Source organism: Flavobacterium amylolyticum, assembly GCF_048284335.1.
GTDB lineage: Bacteria > Bacteroidota > Bacteroidia > Flavobacteriales > Flavobacteriaceae > Flavobacterium.
On the sequence record NZ_JBLVPG010000004.1, the window covers coordinates 66,804 to 85,981 of the forward strand.

A 19,178-nucleotide genomic window follows, 5' to 3' on the forward strand; every position below is an offset into this window, starting at 1 on the left:
AAATAAAATAATTACTACACGATTATGAGCGATTTTTATGAAAAAATATTAGAAAATAATAAAAAATGGGTTGAAACATCATTAGCAAGCGACCCTAATTATTTTGAAGATCTAGCCAAAGGGCAAACTCCACCATTATTATGGATCGGTTGTTCTGACAGTAGGGTACCTGCAAATGAAATAGTAGGAGCAAAACCCGGTGAAGTTTTTGTACACAGGAACATTGCCAATATGGTGGTCCATTCCGATATGAATATGTTAAGTGTTTTGGATTATGCTGTAAATGTTCTAAAAGTAAAGCACGTATTGGTTTGTGGCCACTACGGATGCGGAGGAGTGAAAGCTGCAATGGGAAATGACTCTATTGGGATTATAGATAACTGGATTCGACATATAAAAGATGTATATCGCTTGCACAGTACCTATTTAGATTCTATTGAGGATGAAACAGAGCGTTTTAATACTTTTGTAGAATTAAATGTAAAAGAACAAGTTTTCGATTTAGCCAAAACATCAATTGTACAAGCGGCTTGGAAAAACGGTCAGGACTTAACCTTACATGGTTGGGCTTATGGGCTCAATTCCGGTTTTGTCACGGATTTAGATGTGAATATCAGCTCCGAAAAAGATTTAGACGAAGTATATCAATTGAAGTTCTAAAAAAAAAAAATCCGCTCTAGCGGATTTTTTTATTCTTTGTCTAAATTTTCATTAAAAGCAGACGGCAAAAGTGTTGGAATAAACTTTATTAAAATAGGCAATAATAAACTACCGCCGGGAAGTAAAAATATCGCCAAAGAGGGGATGGTTTTACAAATTTCTAACAATTGCTTTTTAACCTTTCTTTTTTCTTTTTCGTCTAAATCTCTACGAGTAGAATACGCTAGTAATACCATCAACTCTTTACTTTGAACAATTTCCTTTATCAATCGATTTTTATTCCGAGTAATTAGTGTAACCACGCTTTGAGTCGTTTGATCATAAAAATGTTTAACGGGATTTGAATAATTGAAATAAGGTATTTCCTTTTTATACTTTGATATGAATTCATGAGTACTAAATATGCTTTGGTTAACAAAATCATCCGGAACAGAAAGAATTTCAGCTAATGAATGCAAAAAATACATTTCGTCATTTTCTATTTCTCCATCGCTCCACAAGGCCATACCTGCAATGTCTATCAAATAATATTTTTCTAATTCGCTAGTGTAATAATCCAGTTGTAATGTTTCTAAACTATGAACATAAATTTTAGAAAATTTGCTGTACCGTATAGAAGCTTCAAAAAGTTTGATCAACAAGTCATCGTATTGTGTTTTCTTAGACTTAATTTTTAACGCAAGTGTTACAATATTAACAATGGTTTCTTCTATTTTTTTTAAGTATTTATCTGGGATTGCTCCATGTATTAAATATTGTCGAAAAGCAAGTACATCAATAAACAGCAAAGCATTGGTCACAAGATGAGAAAAATTCTTACTAATTATACTATCATTAGTTTGAACACGTTCATCAATAATTTTTTCTAAAGTTAAAGCTGGAGTATTTTTTGGTAATATTTTTTTAAATAAATTAAATCCCTGAGGATGCATTTGATTATAAAAAGTTAGGACTTTATTAATGAAATTCTCAGAACTTATATCGGCATTTGTTAAACAAAAAACATCATATAATATGTTTAAAAGAGCAACTTTAGAAATCTCATCTTTGAACCAATCTTTGGTATCAATTCTTGCTACAGTATCAAAGGTGATGATATGACCGTAAATAAAACCTGTATTTCTAACTTTCTGATAAAATAGATCAGTCGTTTTAGAAACAGTTTCTTGAGAAAATTTTTGTTCAATAAAAAATTTGTCTATCCAACCAGATGCCGAAGGGTTAATCATTGTATTAATTTAAAGTTACAAAGCTATACTTTTTTGCGATAGTTTTTGCTTGTACTTTTTAGTTTAACACAGATATTATATTTAATAATTGATTCTTTTCAAAATGGTAACAAGACTATACATTTACTGTAATAGTTAAAAAAACGGATGGAGTAACAAAATTTAATTTAAAGATAAAACCCTGATTAATAAATAGTAATCAGGGCTTCATATGAGTTTTTTTATTACGAAATAAATAATTTTTCTGCGGTATCCCAATTAACCACATTCCAGAAAGAAGCTACATATTCAGCTCTTCGGTTTTGATTTTTTAAATAATAAGCATGTTCCCATACATCCAATGCTAAAACGGGTTTGCCCTTAAGCCCTTTGCCGCGTAATCGCATCAAAGGATTATCTTGGTTTGCGGTAGAACCAATTACTAATTTTCCGTCTTGGACTACTAACCAAGCCCAACCAGAACCAAAACGCTTCATAGATGCATCGCTAAATTGTTTTTTGAATTCATCAAAAGAACCGAATGTACTAGTTATGGCCAAGGCTAATTTGCCTTTTGGAAGACCACCGCCATTAGGTTTCATTAAATCCCAAAACAAACTATGATTATAATGCCCACCCGCGTTGTTTCTGATGGCTTCTGGAAACTTAGACATTTTTTCGAAGATATTTTCCAGAGATTTTGAATGATCTAGGAGGTTTTTATCTACTATTTCGATGGCCTTATTCAAGTTTGTCACATAGGCCTGATGATGTTTGCTATGATGAATTTGCATCGTAGTTTTGTCAATATGAGGTTCTAAAGCGTCATATGTGTAATCTAATTTAGGAAGAGTATACAATCCCTGAACATCTAGAGTATCTAATCCCAAAGTTGGATTTTCAATAGTTAAAGTAGTCTCTGAAGCAAAAGCAGAATTAAATAAACTGGTACCAATAATTGTTCCTGTAGAAAGTATGGCTGTTTGTTTTAAAAAATTTCTTCGTGTATTATTATTTTCCATAGTTAAAAATTTATCCTAAAAAAGATATTAAATAGTATATAAATTTAAACATTTACAGATAAGAATGGGTTAATAAAGACTTAAAATTTGATTTCTCCATTATCAATATAAATATTTAAACGTTATTTTCAAGGAATTATATAAATTTCATTTCCAATTGCTAAACAATATCTTTGTAATTTTGATAGGGAATAGTAACTATATAAAGTATAATGTAAACAGCATTATAGGGTAACAAGAAGCCAATCTCGTTTCCATTATCTCTAAAGTAATTTAAAAACATGAAACATAAACAAATAGCTATTATAAGTTGGGATTTATTAAAAAAAACATACCAAGAATTTGATGATGATAATGCCATAAAACTAAGTGCATCATTATCATATTACACCATTTTTTCACTTCCACCATTGTTAATTATTATTTTATCTATTTTTAGTTTTTTCTTTGGAAGAGAAGCAGTTACCGGTCGTTTTTTTGGTCAAATAAATGGAATGGTTGGTAATGAGGCTGCGATTCAAATTCAGGAAACCATTAAAAATATTGAATTGTCAGAGAGCAATACTTTTGCCGCACTATTTGGTGGAATTATGTTGCTCATAGGGGCTTCAGGTGTATTTGCTGAAATACAAAGCTCAATAAATTTTATTTGGGGTTTAAAAGCAAAACCAAATAAAGGCATTGTGAAGTTCCTTAAAAACAGACTGATGTCGTTTTCAATGATTGCTTCAGTTGGTTTTTTGCTAATGGTTAGTTTGATGGTTAATACAGTTATGGATGTTATAAATGAACGGTTATTGGTATATTTTCCTGATGGAACTGTTTACCTATTTTATATTTTTAATATTTTGATCTTATTTGCAACTACTACGGTATTGTTTTCAATCATTTTTAAGACTTTGCCAGATGGAAACATTGATTGGAAAGATGCTTTTATTGGTTCCAGTTTCACTTCATTTTTCTTTATGTTTGGTAAGTTTGCAATTGGTTTTTACTTAGGAAGCTCAACTGTAGCTACTGTTTATGGAGCTGCGGGTTCAATTATTATTATATTAATCTGGGTGTATTATTCCGCAATAATCTTATATTTTGGAGCGGAATTCACAAAAGTTTATGCGAATGCTCATGGTAATAAAATTATTCCAAATGCATATGCAGTAGGAATAAAAATAGAAGTTACTGAAGTGAAAAAAAAGTAAACATTGCATCAGAATGTTTAAGTTGAAGAGATTTTACCTATTTGCTCTTTTAATAAACATTAATGAAACTTCATAATTGGCAATGTTTTTGTTTTGGATTAGCCTAGAAATTAAAAGCCTAATGAAAAAAATAATTATATCCTTGACCACTTTATGTTTGGTATTGTTGTCTTGTACTACTGAAAAAAAAGCAACTTATCAAACAATCAAATTAGAAGGATCATGGGAATTAAATTACATTTCAGGATCCAAAATAGATTTCGATAAATTAGATCCAAATAAAAAGCCAATTATTACTTTTGACTCAAAGGATAGCATATTCTCGGGTAATGCAGGTTGTAATAATTACAATGGAAAACTAAGCGTTTGGGAAAATAAAATTAGTTTCAAAAAACCTATTGCAGTAACAAGAATGATGTGTTCTGATGTTTCGTCAGAAAATATTTATCTGAGTACGTTAGAAAAAATTGATTCTTTTTCAATTTCAAAAGATGGAAAAACATTGAATTTAATTTCTGGAGAAATCAAAAGAATGCGTTTAGTTAAAAAATAAATTAAGAAGTTAATATTCTTGAATCTTAGTATTTTACAATGTTTTTTGCTATGAGATTACACTACTAATATTATTAAAATTATAGGTTATGAAAATAAAAAAAATGTTTATTCTACTTTTTCTTTCATCGACAACAGTTTCAACGGTTGCTCAAGTAAAAAGTAGGGTAGAATTAAGAGAAGAACGTAAATTAGCGAATCAGCAACAAATTGATGTATTGGTTAATTCAAAAATGTTCGTTTTCGTAGCAAGAATGGCTTTACCCCAAGGGTTTAGAAATATGGATTTAACTTCGAATCCAAATTATATTCAATTTCATCCTCAAACAATCAAAAGTGAAATGCCTTTTTTTGGCAGAGCATTTAGTGCAATAGGTTATGGTTTGGACGGAGGATTAAATTTTGAGGGAACCCCTGAAGAATTTACTATCGAAAAGGCAAAAAAATCGTATTTGATTAAAGCAGTTGTAAAGGGCGAAAAAGATACCTACAGAATGAATCTTTCGGTTTTCCGAAACGGAAGTGCGACACTTTCTATTAGTTCTAATAATCGGAGTACCATTTCTTACAATGGCGAAATTAAGCCATTAGAGGCAAAAGAAAGTAAATTATAATAACAGCCAATAACAGTTTGCTGAAATTATTTTAAAATTTTGAATGAAGTAGAGATACCAAAAACATACTTCTTAATTGTACGTATTTTATATAATTAAAAAACAAGTCGTCATTTTTACAATTACATAATTTCAACAATTGAAAACATTTTTCAAATAATTGCCAAAGACTACTTCTATTCCAATAAACCTATAATTAAAACCCAACTAACCCCTTAATCTGTATTATTCCCTTTTAATCATCCTATTAACACTTACGGTTAGTTTATTTTTTGTTTAATTAATTGTTAAAAAAGATAAACAATTAATTATTATGTGTATATTTGATTAATAACTTTTTTTAAACTTAAAACATTAACTATGAAATTAGTAAAAACAATTAGCGCATTTGTATTAGTAGGAGTAATTACAACTTCTTGTGGAGAAAAAAAACAAGCTGAATCAACAGACATGGCTGACTCTACTGCGGTCGTAATGGACACTACAATAGTAGTTGAAACACCAAATATAGTAGGTGTGGCTTCTGGAAATGCAGATTTCACAACCCTTGTTACTGCAGTTAAAGCAGCAGGACTAGTTGAAACGTTAAGTGGAGATGGTCCATTTACTGTATTTGCACCAACAAACGAAGCATTTGCAAAACTTCCAGCAGGGACAGTAGATAATTTATTGAAACCCGAAAGTTTAGATAAACTTAAATCCGTATTAACTTATCATGTTGTTTCTGGAAAATTTGAGGCCGCTGCAGTAATTGAAGCAATAAACAAAAATAATGGAAAATTTACTGTAAAGACAGTTCAAGGTGGTAGCATTGTTTTGAGCTTAAAAGACGGAAAAGTAATGTTGACAGATGCTAATGGTGCTACTTCAACAGTAGTTTTGGCTGATGTTGCCGCATCAAACGGTGTGATACATGCAATTGATACAGTGGTTATGCCTAAATAAGGTTTTAAAAAACATCTTTCAAAAACCGTTGCAAAAATGCAACGGTTTTTTTTTGACAATTGATTACCTTTAAAATAATTTTTTGTTAATCCCTTGTTTTATTCAATTATAAATTGATTCGTGAATTGTTAGATATTAAAAATAAGGTAGCCTAAACATTAACCAAATATTAGTCTGAAATACAGCTTAGACCATTATACAAATTTTGATCTATATTATAAGAATCTATCCTTATAAATAGCTTTATTGTGAAGTGATTTTTGGTGGCATTGATAGGTATTAAAAATGCACAAAGAAAAAGGAAAAAACTTAGATGAAATTTCAGAAATATTAGGGGTCATCCAACCTAATTATTAAATCAAAAAAACAGACTCGTTTAAAATAATGATTTTAGAAAATGTATAATCGGTTTTATTCAGAATTAGAAACTTATTCTTTGAATGAAAAATATTCTCCCTAAAACAAAACCTACAATCTATTTTTGTGAATTTTTAATTAAATTTAGAATTTAAATTCAATAACAACCATTTATTACCATCTAAAAAGTATTATTATGAAATGGAAATTATCCTTTTATCTTTTTTTAAGTGTTGTCACATTAACATACAGCCAGCAAACTACTGAATCAACAAGTATCAAAAAATTATTGGAAAAAGAATCCGCAACATGGAGAGCGGGAGATGGTAAAGGACATGCTGATTGCTGGTATATTCAGCCCTACAGTAGGATTTTAATTTCGACTCCTGAAGGTGTAACAATGGATATCCCTCCCATTGCGATGACCAATACTAACCCCTTATCTATGGGCAATGGCGGTTTTTCAGTAAATACAAATTATAAGATGAGTATCAATCAAAACACCGCCTGGGTAAGCCATGATGAAGAATCAACCACAAAAGATGGTAAAAAAAATTATTCTCATGAAATAAGAATGTTAGAAAAAATTGAAGGTCAATGGAAATTAGTGGGCCAATCTATTCATATCTATAAATCAGAACAGTAGCTATAAATCGATAGTGTCACAGATAAATTTTATTTTATTTTAACGAATATTTATCTCTGCTACAGCGTAATTTTATGTAATTATGCATAATGTTTAAATTGACACAAAATAGTTTATTAATTCGATTTTTTTGGGGTTTCATGTCCTTGTATCTTCTGAACTGTTTTGTTGATTCTCCTGATTTACAACCTAATTATTTCCCTGAAGATCTAACTTATAATGATCCGGAAAGTATTATTGAAATAGTGGTAGAAAAGGTATTAGGGTTTGAAAATGCAATCGCTGAATATGATGATAATGACAGTAACCAAAACTTCTTTGGCAAAAACACTTTTTCTTTGGATTTATTTGTCTTACCAATAATAGCCATTCCCATAAACCATGAATATTTGCTTTTAAAAAACCAAAATTTAGAGGTGCAAAATTCAGCCCTCTTACTCCCTTATTTTGAAATACACACCCCACCGCCAGAAGTTTAATTTTTATTTATAGCGTTACTCCCTTTATTTTAAATACAAAATAATGACTTCACTTAAAAAAAATTAAAAATGACTACCCAATATTTCAAGACTAAGGTATGTGCCTTCCTATTAACTGTAATTTCAGTTACGAATTCTCTAGCACAAATAGAGAATGATCAAAAAAAAAGTATTAAAGACAGTCTGTACATTCAAGAAGTTGAAGGCAAAAAAGAAAGACCGAAAGTACTCCATGCAGAACCTCTATATATTGACTTAATTAGAGATCTTGGTGCTCGAAAAGGAGAAAGGGAATGGAATTTAGGGCTTGGATTAACCGACAATACTACTCATGATGAATATACTGCACTCATAGAATATGAATGGGCACCAATTGATAGATTAGGGCTTGAAGTTGAACTACCCTTTTCTATATATTATCCTACTAACGGGAATGGAAGCACCCCTGGAAGCAGTCTTAACAGTATAAAATTAGCGGCTCAATATACCTTTTTTGTATCTGAAAAAAGGAAGACCTCAATGGCTGTGGGCTATATTCAAGAATTCCAATTAACTGATTTTAAAAATTATCGCAATGATACTTTTTTTACAGGAAATGTATACAATCCTTTCTTAGTAATGGCAAAACGATGGGGGCAGAATTTCCATACTCTTTTATACACTGGCCCTCAATTTTCAACTCGTTTTTTAGATAATGCAAAACAAACGGATTGGCAAATAAATTCCAATTTTCATTACATGATTCCGGGAACCAGAAATTTTATTGGAATTGAATTTAATAAAGAAATCAAAAAAAACGATTTTGATATGACTATTCGGCCACAAATGCGAGTTGAAGTGACCAAAAGTTTACTTATAGGAATCGTAACCGGTATTCCAATAAAAAGAGAAAACCAACGATTTAGTACCTTTTTACGCCTCATCTATGAACCTTCACATTAACGAAAAAATTTTTTTTTCTTTAAGTTACGATTTACAGACAAAAAAACCTCGCCAAAATATTTTTGAGCGAGGTTTTTAAAATCTATAAAATTGTATGATATTGGCAATAAATCCCTCTCTACAAATTTGATCCCTGGGAGATAATATACAGCCTCAAAAACATTGTGAATTAATTTTTCTTTAACAAAAGTCTTTTTACCCGAACTGACAATTCATTGGGACTAAATGGCTTTGTTATAAAATCATCTGCTCCAAGTTCAAATGCTTCGAGAACTGTTTTTTCTAATCCCACTGCCGACAGTATAATGATTGGTATGTTTAGTTTCAACTCAATTTTTACTTTACTTACAATGTCCAATCCTGTTACAAAAGGCATCATAATATCTGAAATTATTAAATCCGGATTTTCTGAAACTATTTTTTCTAATGCTATCTGACCGTTTGGACATAATATCACTTGATACCCTTCTTTTTTTAATTTAAATTCCATGGTCTTCAACATCATTTCATCATCCTCAGCAATTAAAATCTTCTTCATACAAATTGGTTATATAGGTCTTAAAAAACGGGATTATTAATCATTTATACTTTAATAGTAAATACGTTAAAATTACTTTTCAAAGTATAAATTTTTTTTTTGATTCAAAATAATCTTTACTAAAATTTAATATTCTTCAATCGACTGCAATTCAATGATCGCCTGTTGACAAATTGCACTCAAATAAACTACTTCCTCTTTCCTTTTTTGACTATAAGGATTTTCTTCTATTTCCTTTTCAATAATAGCAACACTATCCGAAGCTTTGACTATCCCTAATAAACTAATAGATGATTTTAATTTGTGAATTTCTTCTTTCAGTATCTTGATATCGTCATTTCTGTTAGATTCAATAATTGTTTCAATTGTTTCAGGTGTATTTTCTAAAAAAATAGCAATCATGCTTTTTATAAAAGCATCATCTCCTTCTGATAAATCTTTTAAATATTCAAAATTAACTAGTTTTTCCGTTGTTATCTCTTTACTTAGTGATTCATATTTTAGCATGTTATTTACTGTTTTTTTTTTTAGATTTTTATATAACTTTTCCAATAACACATTAAAATCATAGGGCTTAGACAAATAATCATTCATTCCATTCTTCAGACATCTCTTTTCTTCATCCAAAGTAGCATGGGCAGTCAAGGCAATAATTGGAATATCAGATTTCTCTTGCATATTGTTCCGAATGTAATGCGTTAGCTCATTTCCATCCATTTCAGGCATTTGAATATCCATCAAAATAATATCATATTCGTTGTTCTCTAATTTATCAATTGCTATTTTTCCGTTTTCAGCAATATCAATTTCTTTATTCCATTTTTCAAAAACTTTGATGGCTAGGAGCTGGTTCAGCTCGTTATCTTCAACTAAAAGTATTCTCGTATCTTTCAAAAAATCCGGGTCAATTGTTACATTTTTTGATTTAACGGGGCTTAATATTCCTTTTTCATCTTTTTTATACTCTAAAGAAAATGAAAATTCACTCCCTTTAGAAACTTCACTTTCTACAGTGATTTTCCCACCTTGTAACTCCACCAGTTTACGGGTAATTGTAAGTCCAAGTCCGGTTCCACCATATTTTCTTGTTGTTTCGTTTGAAGCCTGGTTGAAACTTTCAAATATTGAATCTATTTTATCTTTTGGTATGCCTATTCCGGTATCCACTACCGAAAACTTAACTAGAGAATGAGATTTAGATTCCTGCTCTTCAGTAATTATTAATTCTACAAATCCTTTTTCAGTAAATTTCAAAGCATTACCAATCAAGTTGACTAAAATTTGAGATAATTTTGTAGGATCTCCAATTAGATTATCACTTATATTTGGGTTGATATCGTATAATAATTTTATCTTTTTCTCTCTAGCATTTGGCGCCAGTAATTCAATTACGTAATTAACTGTTTTTGATAAAGAAAAATTCACTTCTTCAAAAGTCATTTTATTGGCTTCAATTTTAGAAAAGTCAAGTATATCATTAATAATATGCATCAGATTATGACTTGCTTTTTTAATGGCTTCCACACTCTGCTTTTGGTCATTATCCAATTTCGTACTTTCAAGAATTCTGGCAAATCCAATAATCCCATTCATTGGAGTTCGAATTTCGTGACTCATATTCGTAAGAAATTGCTCTTTAATAACAACTGCTTTCTCCGCTAATTCTTTGGCTTTTATCAATTCCGCCTCCGTGCGTTTTTGTTCACTTATGTCCTGAATGGTCCCTAGAATTTTATACGGCTTTTCGTTTTCATCATTTAGACATTTTATAAACTCATTAATATACTTTACTGTTCCCTTTTTACTAGTTATACTGTGATGGAATTGCACTTCTACGTTAGTCGTTTTAACACGGTTGAGATTCTTTTCAAAAAGAGCTAAATCCTCGGCATCAATAAAACAGGACTTAAAAAAATCAACAGTAGGTACTGGTACATTTTCAACTTCAAAAATTGTAAAAAATTCATCGGAGAGATACACTTCATTATTGTTTAAATTGATTTCCCAGCTCCCTATTTTAGATAGTTTTTGAGCTTCCTGAAGCCGGTTGGCGTTTACCTTCAAGGCTAATTCCGTCACTCTTCTCAGTTTTAAACTTTCGTGCAATTTAATTGCATTTCTAATACTCTGGGAAACTCCATCAGGAGTCAACAACGTTTTAGGAATATAATCCGAAGCTCCGCTTAAAATCGCCTGACTTGCAATTTTCTCGTCTCCTTGAGAGGTTACAAAAATTATTGGGGTTTCTATTCCTGACTCTCGTATCTTTTTTAAGAAAGAGATTCCATCAGTGTCTGGCATCATGTAATCTAAAAAGATTAAATCATAATACAATGTTTTAATCTTTTCAATTCCTTCTTCTGCAGAAAAAACGCTGTCAACTTCTGCAATTATACCAGATTGAGAAATGGAACGACTGATGGTGATTGAATCAATCTTATCATCATCAATAATTAATATTTTTAAAACAAGGGCCATACATTTTTTTATTTTTGACTTGAAAATTCAATGATGTTCCAATAATCATTCAATATCGAAAGAAAATCATTTACTTTTTGGCTTTCAAATGACACAGGAATGTAACCGGCAATATTCAAGTTCAAAGCTGCTGCTTTATTTAAATTTTTAACAGAATCAGTAATTACAAACACTAAAATTGATTTTAAATCTGGATGATTTCGTATCGCATTTAATAAATCAATTCCTTTATTTTCTGTACGATTTACATCAATCAAAATAATTTTAGGAATTGGATTCAACTTATGAGAACCATTCAGCATTAACCATGCCTCATTTTCATTTTCTGCTGAAAATAAAGTATGTTTAATATTAATTTCTAAAAAAGACTTTTTGATATTTTCAATAATAGTCTTCCTGTCATCAACGAGTAAGATGTTTGTATTTCCCATAACAAAAATGAATTACAGTTCACATAATTGCCAAAAGTTTTTTAGAGTAGCAACTGAAGTTAGAAACTTTTCAAAAGAAAGTGGTTTAAGTATGTATCCTGCAACATTTAGATTATAAGCATTAATCTTATCTGTATCCTCGTTTGATGTAGTCATAACAAAAACAGAAATGTTTTTAAGTTTTTCATTTTCTCGAATAATTTTAAGAAACTCAATCCCATTCATTTTTGGCATGTTTATATCCAAAATAATGATTTTAGGCAACGGAATTATTTTATCATCCAGCATTTCAAGTGCCTCTACACCATTACCGGCAACAAAAAGCGGATTCATAATATTATTTTTAGCAAATGCTCTTTTTACATTCATTACATCTACTTCATCGTCTTCAACCAATAAAATATTTACCAATTTTTGGGTCATAATTTTAATTTTTTAATGTTATTATTTTTGGCCAATTAAATGTAAAAATTGAACCGTTATTTATGCCGGGAGAATATTCGATTCTACCTCCCACTAACTTCATAATTTTACAACTTATAGCTAATCCTGCTCCAGTAGTATCGAAAATATCTTTAGAATTAACGGTATAAAAAATAGAGAAAATTTTATTTATGGCCTGTTCCGGTATACCAGGCCCATTATCGCTTACTTTTATTTCATAATCATTTAGACCTTCTGTAACATCAATTGCTACCTTTATACACTCTTTATCATGGAATCGAATGGCATTATCGATTAAACTCATAATTACTTTCTGCATCTTTACGCCTAATGTAACACAGTTTTCATTTTTGAGATTGTTTGTAAAATGAAACTCCACATTTGATTTTGCATCAACTAAAGCAATGCAACTTGCAATCATTTTTGGAATATTTACTTCGTAAAACTCTAATTCTGTACGATCAACGCGAGAAAGTTCTAACAATGCATTCATCATCTTCTCCAAACGATTTACCCTATTTTTCAGTAACCCTAAATTATTTAAAACATCCGGATTTATAGCGCTTCCTAAATCCTCTTCAATCCATGTTGTTATATTAGAAATCGCACGCATTGGTGATTTTATATCATGTGAAACTATATAAACGAAATCTTCAAATTCTTTTTTTAGTGCAACAAGTTCCTCCTGACACTTTTTCTCAGACTCCTCCATTATTTGTTATTTAGGGAATGTAAAAATAAAACTACATCCTTGATTTTCTGTAGATTCGATATGAATATCCCCTCCTTTTTCTTCAATTATTTTTTTGACAATCGATAACCCAATACCGGTACTTTCTTTTACATCACGCGCTTCAATAGTTTGAAAAACCTTAAAAACTTTTTTATGATATTCCTTAGCAATACCAGGACCATTATCTTTTATACTAAATTGATGGAAATCAGGTAATGACTTGTAATGACACTCTATTTTCCCTATCAGCTTATCATTGTATTTTACTGAATTACTAATCAGGTTGCTGAACACCTGCTGCAAAAGTATTAGCTCTGCATCAATAACTGGAAAATTATCTCCTATAATGACTTCAAAACCTTCTGTTGGAACTATTGAATCTATGATCTGATTTAGCATTATTTTTAAATCAACTTGCTCTTTTTCGATTTTCGTTCGACCAATACGGGAGTAATCTAAAACTCCATTGATTAAATTTTCCATTCGCAACACTCTTCCTCGCAGTAAATCAAAATTAGCACTAACGTCTTTTGGCATCTCCGGCATATCTTCAACAATCCACTCTGAAAGGTTATTGATGGCGCGGAGTGGAGCTTTTAAATCATGAGAAACAACATACGCAAATTGGTCGAGTTCTTGATTCTTTTTTTCAAGATTCAGTAATGCATCATTTAGATTTTCTTCGGCTATTTTTTGATCGGTAATGTCCGTACTAATTGATATGTATTGATACGGTCTCTTTTTTTCGTCCAAAAAAGGTACAATCGTGGCTTTTTCCCAATAATACGAACCATCTTTGGCTAAATTACGCATTTCCCCTTTCCAAATGTTCCCATTAACAATTGTTTTCAAAATTTGTTTCGCAAATTCTTTAGGGAAATGCCCCGTAATACTGCGCTGATCCTTTCCTATCAGTTCGGATTTGGGGTATTTTGAAATTTTACAAAAATTATTATTAACATATGTCAATAATCCTTTTTGATCAGAAATAGAAACAATTGCGGATTCATCTAACGCTGATCTTATATCAGTTATTTCCTTTGATTTTTGAGCAATTTTTTCCTCTGCAAGAGTTATATCGGTTATGTCCTCAACAATCCCTTTCAATTCAGTCACTTCCCCCTTTTCATTTTTAAAGGGCTGTCCTATCTCTAGAATATGTTTTACTCTGTGATCCGGAAATACAATTCTATAGTTAATCTTAAAATCTTTTCCCGTTTTAATAACATTTTCACTTACCTCATCGAGCTTTGCTAAATCATCTTTATGTACTCTACTTCTATATGCTTCATACAATTGATCTGTAGGTAAATTATCTAACTCAAAAATACGATAATGGCCTTTTGACCAAACAAGATCATTATTGATTAGGTCAAATTTCCAACTTCCAATTTTTGCTATATTCTGTGATTCATCTAATAATTTATTCCCTTCAATTAATTTTTGTGCTACCTCTTTCTCTAAAGTCACATTACGCGCAATACTATAAAGATTTCCCGTATCAGGATCTGGAGATGCATTCCAGCTTAATATAATATAATCGCCGTTTTTACTGCGGTATCTGTTTTCAAAACTGATAGTCAATTCTCCTTTGGAAAGTTTTTCTACTTCAAGATAGGTAGAAGCCAAATCATCCGGATGAATAAAATTAGTAAAAGGAACTCCTTCTAATTCTTCCTTAGAGTATCCTAATACTTTTGTAAAGGCAGGATTTACTTTATAAAATAAACCGTTTACATTTGCTATGCATACCAAATCTTTTGAAAGGTTTATAAAATTCTGAAATTCTCTTTGTGCTATATTAAGCTCTAAGTTTTTCTTACGGGCTTCCAATAACAAAACCACTTGTTGCGCCAGTAACTTTAGAGCATTTTTCTGTTCTTTAGTAAGTGTTTTTGGCTTTGTATCAATAACGCAGAGTGCCCCTAAATTAAAGCCATTCGCATCCTGAAGTGGTGCCCCGGCATAAAATCGTATGTTGGGATCTCCAGTTACAAAGGGATTGTCAGAAAAAATATCATTCTCTAAAGCATTATTAACTTCATACACATCATCACCCATAAGGGCATATTGGCAAAAAGAAAGATTTCTAGACGCTTCTGTAATATCTAATCCAATGCTTGATTTAAGCCATTGTCTGTGATCATCAATTAAACTTACTAAAGCAATAGGAGTTCCACAAATATAAGAAGCAAGCTGTGTAATGGAATCATATTCTTTTTCTGGTAAGGAATCCAATATCGAATATTCTTTTAAGGCCTTGACTCTTTCTATTTCATTCTCCGGTTTCGGATGTGTTTTCATCAACATGAGGAATTTTCTTCACTTGAATTGGTAAAGAATTAAAATAATTTATGGTGGTTACTCAATTATTAATTCAAATTTTATAGTAAACTTGTAGAACTGCTATTAAAAATACAAATATGTTTCTTTACAAAAATAAAATTAATTTTGAATTAAACGGAAATTTCACAACTTAAAATTACATGAACCTCCAATGATTATACTCGTTTTTGATGTTTTTGCTTTAAAAAAATAAAAAAATGGCTGTAGCTTTTTCTACAAACTTTATAATTTTAAAAAAAACAATAATTATAGCGTTTTGATTTCTAAATAAATAGAACCTGCAACCTAAGATGTGCTCCAATAAGTTATAGTTAGTTGATTTTTCTACTATACAACTTACAGATTGCCGTTTTGAATTTAAATTCGCTTTAAATAAATAAAACTACCACTTAAATATTTGAATTATTACTTAGTAACCTTCAAGAACTCCTTTTTTTTTAGGCAAAAATATAAAATTATAAAAAACATTCGACTAAATACATATTACACTGATAAACAACGATATGCGAAACTAAATTTAATTTATTTTTTAAAATTTGAAAAAAAAATTATTAAATTTACACTATAAATTTAATCTAGCACGAAGTTTTTCTTCTATCTCTTTTGAAACTAAAAAAGCAACATGTGAATTTAAAACCTACAATTAAAATTTAAAGTTAACAATCGGATTAGTTCAAAAGCCCCCTCTATATTTTTTCTAGTATTATTGTTTTAACAGACTAAAAAATAGTCTGTTTCTATTTAAAAAAGATACGAAATGGCAAAGTTCAATTACATACTATTTTTTAATCAAATTGGTATTGAAACCATTGCCAAAGTTGGAGGTAAAAATGCCTCCCTTGGCGAAATGTACAATCAGCTTACGCCAATAGGAATTTCTATTCCCAACGGATTCGCTGTGACTGCTGAAGCATATAGACTCTTTCGATCAAAAAATAATCTGGAGCAATCGCTTCATGACTTATTAGTTTCATTGGATACTAAAGAATATTCGAATCTTTCTGCTATTGGAGAGAAAGCTAGAAATCAGATTTTATCCGCACATATTCCACAGGAACTATGCAACGAAATAAAAGTAGCCTACCAATTGCTAAGTAAACAAAGTGGTATCAATAATCTCAATGTAGCAGTACGCAGTAGTGCTACCTCGGAAGATTTACCAACTGCAAGTTTTGCGGGCCAGATGCAATCTTTTTTGAATATTACAGGTGCAAACCAGTTATTGGATGCCGTACACCTATGTTTTGTTTCCTTATTTACAGATCGAGCCATTAAGTATCGACACGATATGGGTTTTGCTAAATTAGATATTGCAATATCCGTTGGGATACAACAAATGGTCCGAAGTGATAAAGCATCCTCTGGAGTGGCCTTTACCATTGATCCGGACAGCGGTTTCGAGAACACTATTATTATTAATGGCTGTTGGGGATTGGGCGAAAATATTGTTCAGGGAACTGTAACCCCAGATGAGTGGATGGTTTTCAAACCTACCTTAGAAAATTCGGATCTATATCCCATTCTTAAAAAACAATGCGGAAGAAAAGAGTTTACGATGATTTATGCAAAAAAATCAGCCAGTTCATCTCCAGCCAATACAATTGTAAATACTGATACAACTTTGGAAAAACAAAATATGTTCTCCTTAACCGATGAAGAAGTTATTCAACTGTCCCAATGGTGTTATAAAATTGAAAAACATTATCAGAAAGCAATGGATATAGAGTGGGCAAAAGATGGACAGAACAACCAATTATTTATTGTTCAGGCACGTCCGGAAACTATTCACAGAAAGGAGAACAAACAACTACATAAAAGCTACAAACTGAAAGAGAAAAGTACGGTTTTGACCAAAGGCATTGGTCTTGGCTATAAAATTGCTTCCGGTAGAGCCCGAATTATACACAGTCCGCAAGAAGGGGATGTATTGCAAAACAGAGAAATTATAGTCACTGATTTAACCAACCCAGATTGGGATCCCATCATGAAAAGAGCGTCTGCAATCATTACCAACAAAGGAGGACGCACCAGTCATGCTGCTATTGTAGCCCGTGAACTTGGAACTGTTGCCGTTGTTGGCTGTGGAGATGCAACTGTTACTATAGAAAACGGACAGCAAATCACAGTGTCCTGTGCCCAGGGGAAAGAAGGATATATTTATGATGGAAAGCTGAAATGGGACATAATAGAACAGGATTTCAGTACACTTGACATGCCAAAAACAGATCCCATGCTTATTCTAGCTGATCCGGAAAGAGCCTTTGAGCTAAGTCATTATCCTAATAAGGGTGTGGGTTTGATGCGGATAGAATTTGCGATTTCAAACACCATCAAAATCCATCCTTTGGCATTGTGTGTACCTGAAAAAATAACCGATACGAAAATTAAATCTGAGATAGCTTTATTAACGAAAGGCTATGCTGATCCTAAAAATTATTTTATCGATAAACTCGCCGAAGCAGTAGCTATCGTGGCAGCGGCATTTTATCCTAAAGAAGTGATTGTGCGCATGAGTGATTTTAAAAGTAATGAATACTGCAACCTTATTGGTGGAAAATATTATGAGCCTCATGAGGAAAACCCAATGATTGGCTTTCGTGGAGCTTCCCGTTATTATAGCGATTTTTATCGGAAAGGTTTTGCCTTAGAGTGCGAAGCAATTAAAAAAGTTCGCAGCGTGATGGGACTTCACAATGTAAAATTGATGATTCCGTTTTGCAGAACATGTGAAGAAGGAGAAAAGGTTCTTGCTGAAATGGCAAAAAATGGTTTAGTACAAGGCATGAACGGATTGCAGGTATATGTGATGATTGAAATACCAAGTAATGTATTAATGGCCGATGATTTTGCAAAACTTTTTGATGGTTTTTCTATTGGTTCTAATGATTTAACTCAACTTACGCCGGGACTGGATCGCGATTCAACATTGATTAGTTACTTGTTCAACGAGGAAAATCCAGCAGTTAAAGCGCTGATAAAAGAAACCATACGAGCAGCGAAACGCAATGAAATAAAGGTAGGGCTATGCGGACAAGCGCCCAGTGACATCCCTGAATTCACAAGTTTTTTAGTAAATGAAGGCATTGACAGTATCTCATTTAGTCCCGATGCTTTAATAAAAGGAATTGAGAATATTCTGACGGTCGAAAATAAAATAACAGGAAAATTATAGCCATCGAAAACCAATCAAATGAACAATATAAAAAAAGCAAGCTAACTATTTAAATCTAATTACATGGAGAACATTAATTTTTGTCAAAGTTGCGGAATGCCACTGACTACAGAAGAAGCCAAAGGAACAGAAAATAATGGCCAAAGAACTAATGATTATTGCAGGTACTGCTATGAAGACAGTCATTTTAAAAAACCCGATATGAACTTGGAGGAAATGAAAAATACCGTAAAAATACACATGGAAAACAAAAAGCTCCCTAGTTACATGGTTCAAAAAGCCTTGAATATTTTACCGGCACTAAAACGTTGGAATAGCAAAGAATATATCACCTCTTCTTCCAATTATGAAAAAAAGTGATTGTAAAATAACGTTGATGTATGGCTAAGCTTTAAAAAAATGCGAAACATTA

18 protein-coding genes are annotated in these 19,178 nt (G+C 31.4%); 10 read left to right on the forward strand and 8 right to left on the reverse strand.

Translation table 11 applies throughout. From position 1 onward, the window contains the following. Positions 1-24: 24 nt before the first annotated feature. Positions 25-660: a carbonate dehydratase gene (gene can / locus ACNQF9_RS13375; RefSeq protein WP_417961353.1), complete on the forward strand. Its 636-nt coding sequence runs from the start codon at positions 25-27 to the stop codon at positions 658-660. A 29-nt stretch (positions 661-689) separates the two neighbouring features. On the opposite strand, the gene ACNQF9_RS13380 is transcribed toward can, so the two are convergent. Then, positions 690-1,889 (reverse strand): LETM1-related biofilm-associated protein, encoded by a 1,200-nt coding sequence (locus ACNQF9_RS13380; RefSeq protein WP_417990386.1) that lies wholly within the window; start codon positions 1,887-1,889, stop codon positions 690-692. 224 nt (positions 1,890-2,113) lie between these two features. Next, positions 2,114-2,890 carry a superoxide dismutase gene (locus ACNQF9_RS13385; RefSeq protein WP_470303287.1) on the reverse strand — a complete coding sequence of 259 codons (777 nt, stop codon included), beginning with the start codon at positions 2,888-2,890 and terminating at the stop codon, positions 2,114-2,116. Between the two features lie 281 nt (positions 2,891-3,171). Between ACNQF9_RS13385 and ACNQF9_RS13390 the strand changes: the two genes are divergently transcribed. The 7 genes from ACNQF9_RS13390 (at position 3,172) to ACNQF9_RS13420 (ending at position 8,624) form a co-directional block, all read left to right on the forward strand. Next, the gene (locus ACNQF9_RS13390) at positions 3,172-4,089 is read left to right on the forward strand and encodes a YihY/virulence factor BrkB family protein (protein WP_417990387.1); all 918 of its coding nucleotides are present in this window, start codon (positions 3,172-3,174) and stop codon (positions 4,087-4,089) included. A 121-nt stretch (positions 4,090-4,210) separates the two neighbouring features. After that, complete coding sequence (locus ACNQF9_RS13395) at positions 4,211-4,642, forward strand: META domain-containing protein (RefSeq protein WP_417990388.1); 432 nt, start codon at positions 4,211-4,213, stop codon at positions 4,640-4,642. 88 nt (positions 4,643-4,730) lie between these two features. Continuing rightward, positions 4,731-5,255, forward strand: a complete 525-nt coding sequence (locus tag ACNQF9_RS13400; protein ID WP_417961361.1) for a DUF4251 domain-containing protein — start codon at positions 4,731-4,733, stop codon at positions 5,253-5,255. 360 nt (positions 5,256-5,615) lie between these two features. Continuing rightward, positions 5,616-6,200: a fasciclin domain-containing protein gene (locus tag ACNQF9_RS13405; protein ID WP_417990389.1), complete on the forward strand. Its 585-nt coding sequence runs from the start codon at positions 5,616-5,618 to the stop codon at positions 6,198-6,200. Positions 6,201-6,753: 553 nt separating this feature from the next. Next, the gene (locus tag ACNQF9_RS13410) at positions 6,754-7,203 is read left to right on the forward strand and encodes an endo-arabinase (RefSeq protein ID WP_417990390.1); all 450 of its coding nucleotides are present in this window, start codon (positions 6,754-6,756) and stop codon (positions 7,201-7,203) included. A gap of 89 nt (positions 7,204-7,292) precedes the next feature. Then, positions 7,293-7,682, forward strand: coding sequence for a hypothetical protein (locus ACNQF9_RS13415; protein WP_417990391.1), 390 nt, complete (start codon positions 7,293-7,295; stop codon positions 7,680-7,682). A 69-nt stretch (positions 7,683-7,751) separates the two neighbouring features. Then, a complete protein-coding gene (locus tag ACNQF9_RS13420) occupies positions 7,752-8,624 on the forward strand; it encodes an HAEPLYID family protein (RefSeq protein WP_417990392.1) in 873 nt (290 codons plus the stop codon). A 169-nt stretch (positions 8,625-8,793) separates the two neighbouring features. On the opposite strand, the gene ACNQF9_RS13425 is transcribed toward ACNQF9_RS13420, so the two are convergent. The 6 genes from ACNQF9_RS13425 to ACNQF9_RS13450 form a co-directional block, all read right to left on the reverse strand. Beyond that, positions 8,794-9,162: a response regulator transcription factor gene (locus ACNQF9_RS13425; protein ID WP_417961371.1), complete on the reverse strand. Its 369-nt coding sequence runs from the start codon at positions 9,160-9,162 to the stop codon at positions 8,794-8,796. Positions 9,163-9,288: 126 nt separating this feature from the next. Beyond that, complete coding sequence (locus tag ACNQF9_RS13430; protein WP_417990393.1) at positions 9,289-11,640, reverse strand: hybrid sensor histidine kinase/response regulator; 2,352 nt, start codon at positions 11,638-11,640, stop codon at positions 9,289-9,291. Between the two features lie 8 nt (positions 11,641-11,648). Then, on the reverse strand, positions 11,649-12,071 hold the full coding sequence (locus tag ACNQF9_RS13435) for a response regulator (RefSeq protein ID WP_417990394.1): 423 nt from the start codon (positions 12,069-12,071) through the stop codon (positions 11,649-11,651). A gap of 12 nt (positions 12,072-12,083) precedes the next feature. Next, the gene (locus tag ACNQF9_RS13440) at positions 12,084-12,494 is read right to left on the reverse strand and encodes a response regulator (protein WP_417961377.1); all 411 of its coding nucleotides are present in this window, start codon (positions 12,492-12,494) and stop codon (positions 12,084-12,086) included. Between the two features lie 4 nt (positions 12,495-12,498). Next, a complete protein-coding gene (locus tag ACNQF9_RS13445; RefSeq protein WP_417990395.1) occupies positions 12,499-13,227 on the reverse strand; it encodes a sensor histidine kinase in 729 nt (242 codons plus the stop codon). 6 nt (positions 13,228-13,233) lie between these two features. Beyond that, positions 13,234-15,552 carry a PAS domain-containing protein gene (locus tag ACNQF9_RS13450; protein ID WP_417990396.1) on the reverse strand — a complete coding sequence of 773 codons (2,319 nt, stop codon included), beginning with the start codon at positions 15,550-15,552 and terminating at the stop codon, positions 13,234-13,236. Positions 15,553-16,351: 799 nt separating this feature from the next. Here ACNQF9_RS13450 and ppsA point away from each other — a divergent pair. Further along, complete coding sequence (ppsA, locus tag ACNQF9_RS13455) at positions 16,352-18,766, forward strand: phosphoenolpyruvate synthase (RefSeq protein ID WP_417990397.1); 2,415 nt, start codon at positions 16,352-16,354, stop codon at positions 18,764-18,766. A 63-nt stretch (positions 18,767-18,829) separates the two neighbouring features. Further along, positions 18,830-19,126 (forward strand): zinc ribbon domain-containing protein, encoded by a 297-nt coding sequence (locus ACNQF9_RS13460; RefSeq protein WP_417990398.1) that lies wholly within the window; start codon positions 18,830-18,832, stop codon positions 19,124-19,126. Positions 19,127-19,178 lie beyond the last annotated feature (52 nt).